Genomic DNA, 5,829 nt, shown 5'->3' with positions numbered 1-5,829 from the left:
GAAATAAACGGTTGACGTTAGTTTTCAGGCTCCTATAATGCGCACCACTTCCGGCGCAGTCCTTAAGCAAAACCTCTTGTAAATCAAAAGGTTAGCGAAATAAAAGGGTTGCACGGATGGCGGATTCGAGTAGAATGCGCCGGGCTGACAGGGTGGCGGTTGAGTCCTGTTGGTGGCTTCGGTCAGGTTGATCGGAGGCGGTTGAAAGAGGTGGTTGACAGCGGTTTTGAACGCTGTATGATTCGCCTCCCGCTGACGAGAGATGAGAGTTGATCGAAAGCGCAAGCGGTTGAGAAGAAACGAAAAATTCTTCAAAAACAGCTTGACAGGTAACAAGGCTGCTGTAGAATGCGCGGCCTCGGTTGAGACGAAAGACTTGATCGAAACGCTCTTTAACAACTGAATCAAGCAATTCGTGTGGGTGCTTGTGAATGTAAGACTGATGGTCAGATAGATTATCAGCATCACAAAGCAACACTCGTTTATTCGAGAGTTACTCTTTACTTGTAAAGAGATTTGCGATTGCTGAGCCAAGTTTAGGGTTTTCTCAAAACCCAAGCAGTATTGAACTGAAGAGTTTGATCATGGCTCAGATTGAACGCTGGCGGCAGGCCTAACACATGCAAGTCGAGCGGATGAGTGGAGCTTGCTCCATGATTCAGCGGCGGACGGGTGAGTAATGCCTAGGAATCTGCCTGGTAGTGGGGGACAACGTTTCGAAAGGAACGCTAATACCGCATACGTCCTACGGGAGAAAGCAGGGGACCTTCGGGCCTTGCGCTATCAGATGAGCCTAGGTCGGATTAGCTAGTTGGTGAGGTAAAGGCTCACCAAGGCGACGATCCGTAACTGGTCTGAGAGGATGATCAGTCACACTGGAACTGAGACACGGTCCAGACTCCTACGGGAGGCAGCAGTGGGGAATATTGGACAATGGGCGAAAGCCTGATCCAGCCATGCCGCGTGTGTGAAGAAGGTCTTCGGATTGTAAAGCACTTTAAGTTGGGAGGAAGGGCAGTAAGTTAATACCTTGCTGTTTTGACGTTACCGACAGAATAAGCACCGGCTAACTTCGTGCCAGCAGCCGCGGTAATACGAAGGGTGCAAGCGTTAATCGGAATTACTGGGCGTAAAGCGCGCGTAGGTGGTTCGTTAAGTTGGATGTGAAAGCCCCGGGCTCAACCTGGGAACTGCATCCAAAACTGGCGAGCTAGAGTATGGCAGAGGGTGGTGGAATTTCCTGTGTAGCGGTGAAATGCGTAGATATAGGAAGGAACACCAGTGGCGAAGGCGACCACCTGGGCTAATACTGACACTGAGGTGCGAAAGCGTGGGGAGCAAACAGGATTAGATACCCTGGTAGTCCACGCCGTAAACGATGTCGACTAGCCGTTGGGATCCTTGAGATCTTAGTGGCGCAGCTAACGCATTAAGTCGACCGCCTGGGGAGTACGGCCGCAAGGTTAAAACTCAAATGAATTGACGGGGGCCCGCACAAGCGGTGGAGCATGTGGTTTAATTCGAAGCAACGCGAAGAACCTTACCAGGCCTTGACATGCAGAGAACTTTCCAGAGATGGATTGGTGCCTTCGGGAACTCTGACACAGGTGCTGCATGGCTGTCGTCAGCTCGTGTCGTGAGATGTTGGGTTAAGTCCCGTAACGAGCGCAACCCTTGTCCTTAGTTACCAGCACGTTAAGGTGGGCACTCTAAGGAGACTGCCGGTGACAAACCGGAGGAAGGTGGGGATGACGTCAAGTCATCATGGCCCTTACGGCCTGGGCTACACACGTGCTACAATGGTCGGTACAAAGGGTTGCCAAGCCGCGAGGTGGAGCTAATCCCATAAAACCGATCGTAGTCCGGATCGCAGTCTGCAACTCGACTGCGTGAAGTCGGAATCGCTAGTAATCGTGAATCAGAATGTCACGGTGAATACGTTCCCGGGCCTTGTACACACCGCCCGTCACACCATGGGAGTGGGTTGCTCCAGAAGTAGCTAGTCTAACCTTCGGGGGGACGGTTACCACGGAGTGATTCATGACTGGGGTGAAGTCGTAACAAGGTAGCCGTAGGGGAACCTGCGGCTGGATCACCTCCTTAATCGAAGACTTCAGCTTCTTCATAAGCTCCCACACGAATTGCTTGATTCACTAGCGAAAAGCGATTGGGTTTCGACCCGAGAGAGACGATTGGGTCTGTAGCTCAGTTGGTTAGAGCGCACCCCTGATAAGGGTGAGGTCGGCAGTTCGAATCTGCCCAGACCCACCAATTGTCATGGGATGTGGCCGATCTGTAGATGGGGCCATAGCTCAGCTGGGAGAGCGCCTGCTTTGCACGCAGGAGGTCAGGAGTTCGATCCTCCTTGGCTCCACCATTAACTCGATAATCGCTGAAAGCTCAGAAATGAGTGCTGCTTGCGCATCTGCTGATGGGTGAGGGTATTGATTTCTGGTCTTTGCGCCAGAACTGTTCTTTAAAAATTTGGGTATGTGATAGAAGTAGATTTGAGTAATCACTCTCACTGGTGGTTATTCAAGTCAAGGTAAAATTTGCGTGTTCTCTATGCAAATTTTCGGCGAATGTCGTCTTCACGTTATAGACAGTAACCAGATTGCTTGGGGTTATATGGTCAAGTGAAGAAGCGCATACGGTGGATGCCTTGGCAGTCAGAGGCGATGAAAGACGTGGTAGCCTGCGAAAAGCTTCGGGGAGTCGGCAAACAGACTTTGATCCGGAGATGTCTGAATGGGGGAACCCAGCCATCATAAGATGGTTATCACACACTGAATACATAGGTGTGTGAAGCGAACCAGGGGAACTGAAACATCTAAGTACCCTGAGGAAAAGAAATCAACCGAGATTCCCTTAGTAGTGGCGAGCGAACGGGGATTAGCCCTTAAGCTTCTTTGATTTTAGCGGAACGCTCTGGAAAGTGCGGCCATAGTGGGTGATAGCCCTGTACGCGAAAAGATCTTAGAAGTGAAATCGAGTAGGACGGAGCACGAGAAACTTTGTCTGAATATGGGGGGACCATCCTCCAAGGCTAAATACTACTGACTGACCGATAGTGAACCAGTACCGTGAGGGAAAGGCGAAAAGAACCCCGGAGAGGGGAGTGAAATAGAACCTGAAACCGTATGCGTACAAGCAGTGGGAGCCTACTTTGTTAGGTGACTGCGTACCTTTTGTATAATGGGTCAGCGACTTATTTTCAGTGGCGAGCTTAACCGAATAGGGGAGGCGTAGCGAAAGCGAGTCTTAATAGGGCGTCTAGTCGCTGGGAATAGACCCGAAACCGGGCGATCTATCCATGGGCAGGTTGAAGGTTAGGTAACACTGACTGGAGGACCGAACCGACTACCGTTGAAAAGTTAGCGGATGACCTGTGGATCGGAGTGAAAGGCTAATCAAGCTCGGAGATAGCTGGTTCTCCTCGAAAGCTATTTAGGTAGCGCCTCGTGTATCACTGCTGGGGGTAGAGCACTGTTTCGGCTAGGGGGTCATCCCGACTTACCAAACCGATGCAAACTCCGAATACCAGCAAGTGTCAGCACGGGAGACACACGGCGGGTGCTAACGTCCGTCGTGAAAAGGGAAACAACCCAGACCGTCAGCTAAGGTCCCAAAATCCTGGTTAAGTGGGAAACGATGTGGGAAGGCTTAGACAGCTAGGAGGTTGGCTTAGAAGCAGCCACCCTTTAAAGAAAGCGTAATAGCTCACTAGTCGAGTCGGCCTGCGCGGAAGATGTAACGGGGCTCAAACCAGGTACCGAAGCTACGGGTTCAACGTAAGTTGAGCGGTAGAGGAGCGTTCTGTAAGCCTGTGAAGGTCAGTTGAGAAGCTGGCTGGAGGTATCAGAAGTGCGAATGCTGACATGAGTAACGACAATGCGAGTGAAAAACTCGCACGCCGAAAGACCAAGGGTTCCTGCGCAACGTTAATCGACGCAGGGTGAGTCGGTCCCTAAGGCGAGGCTGAAGAGCGTAGTCGATGGGAAACGGGTTAATATTCCCGTACTTCTAGTTACTGCGATGGGGGGACGGAGAAGGCTAGGCCAGCAAGGCGTTGGTTGTCCTTGTTTAAGGTGGTAGGCAGAGATCTTAGGTAAATCCGGGATCTTAATGCCGAGAGCTGATGACGAGCTTTCTTTTAGAAAGCGAAGTGGTTGATGCCATGCTTCCAGGAAAAGCCTCTAAGCTTCAGGTAACTAGGAACCGTACCCCAAACCGACACAGGTGGTTGGGTAGAGAATACCAAGGCGCTTGAGAGAACTCGGGTGAAGGAACTAGGCAAAATGGCACCGTAACTTCGGGAGAAGGTGCGCCGGTGAGGGTGAAGTATTTACTACGTAAGCCCATGCCGGTCGAAGATACCAGGCCGCTGCGACTGTTTATTAAAAACACAGCACTCTGCAAACACGAAAGTGGACGTATAGGGTGTGACGCCTGCCCGGTGCCGGAAGGTTAATTGATGGGGTTAGCGCAAGCGAAGCTCTTGATCGAAGCCCCGGTAAACGGCGGCCGTAACTATAACGGTCCTAAGGTAGCGAAATTCCTTGTCGGGTAAGTTCCGACCTGCACGAATGGCGTAACGATGGCGGCGCTGTCTCCACCCGAGACTCAGTGAAATTGAAATCGCTGTGAAGATGCAGTGTATCCGCGGCTAGACGGAAAGACCCCGTGAACCTTTACTATAGCTTTGCACTGGACTTTGAATTTGCTTGTGTAGGATAGGTGGGAGGCTTTGAAGCGTGGACGCCAGTTCGCGTGGAGCCATCCTTGAAATACCACCCTGGCAACTTTGAGGTTCTAACTCTGGTCCGTTATCCGGATCGAGGACAGTGTATGGTGGGTAGTTTGACTGGGGCGGTCTCCTCCTAAAGAGTAACGGAGGAGTACGAAGGTGCGCTCAGACCGGTCGGAAATCGGTCGTAGAGTATAAAGGCAAAAGCGCGCTTGACTGCGAGACAGACACGTCGAGCAGGTACGAAAGTAGGTCTTAGTGATCCGGTGGTTCTGTATGGAAGGGCCATCGCTCAACGGATAAAAGGTACTCCGGGGATAACAGGCTGATACCGCCCAAGAGTTCATATCGACGGCGGTGTTTGGCACCTCGATGTCGGCTCATCACATCCTGGGGCTGAAGCCGGTCCCAAGGGTATGGCTGTTCGCCATTTAAAGTGGTACGCGAGCTGGGTTTAGAACGTCGTGAGACAGTTCGGTCCCTATCTGCCGTGGACGTTTGAGATTTGAGAGGGGCTGCTCCTAGTACGAGAGGACCGGAGTGGACGAACCTCTGGTGTTCCGGTTGTCACGCCAGTGGCATTGCCGGGTAGCTACGTTCGGAAGAGATAACCGCTGAAAGCATCTAAGCGGGAAACTTGCCTCAAGATGAGATCTCACTGGAGCCTTGAGCTCCCTGAAGGGCCGTCGAAGACTACGACGTTGATAGGTTGGGTGTGTAAGCGCTGTGAGGCGTTGAGCTAACCAATACTAATTGCCCGTGAGGCTTGACCATATAACACCCAAACAATTTGGCTGTTAGACGGTAAGTCGACAGTAAAACCGAAAATCTGCACGAACACGCAATACCTTGATCACATACCCAATTGGCTGCAGCGGCTAAACCCCGAGGCAGCAACTGAATTGCTTGACGACCATAGAGCGTTGGAACCACCTGATCCCATCCCGAACTCAGTAGTGAAACGACGCATCGCCGATGGTAGTGTGGGGTTTCCCCATGTGAGAGTAGGTCATCGTCAAGCTCCTTTCCCAAACCCCCGATCCGCGAAAGCGGGTCGGGGGTTTGCTTTTGGGCTCTGGAAA

Annotated in this window: 2 tRNA genes and 3 rRNA genes; all 5 read left to right on the top strand. The window is 51.7% G+C overall.

Annotated features, from left to right (window positions below):
- Positions 1-566 precede the first annotated feature (566 nt).
- The 5 genes from BHD08_RS22785 (at position 567) to rrf (ending at position 5,768) form a co-directional block, all read left to right on the top strand.
- Positions 567-2,103, top strand: a 16S ribosomal RNA gene (locus BHD08_RS22785).
- Positions 2,104-2,194: 91 nt separating this feature from the next.
- Positions 2,195-2,271 (top strand) — tRNA-Ile (locus tag BHD08_RS22780).
- A 30-nt stretch (positions 2,272-2,301) separates the two neighbouring features.
- Positions 2,302-2,377 (top strand) — tRNA-Ala (locus tag BHD08_RS22775).
- 253 nt (positions 2,378-2,630) lie between these two features.
- Positions 2,631-5,521, top strand: a 23S ribosomal RNA gene (locus tag BHD08_RS22770).
- Between the two features lie 131 nt (positions 5,522-5,652).
- Positions 5,653-5,768: ribosomal RNA gene (gene rrf / locus BHD08_RS22765) — 5S ribosomal RNA — on the top strand.
- The 16S, 23S and 5S rRNA genes sit together here with 2 tRNA genes alongside, the layout of an rRNA operon.
- The last annotated feature ends 61 nt before the right edge of the window (positions 5,769-5,829 follow it).

It is taken from the genome of Pseudomonas sp. SCT, from assembly GCF_003864275.1.
Taxonomy (GTDB): domain Bacteria; phylum Pseudomonadota; class Gammaproteobacteria; order Pseudomonadales; family Pseudomonadaceae; genus Stutzerimonas; species Stutzerimonas stutzeri_AE.
This window is presented reverse-complemented; position numbering and strand designations above follow the sequence as displayed.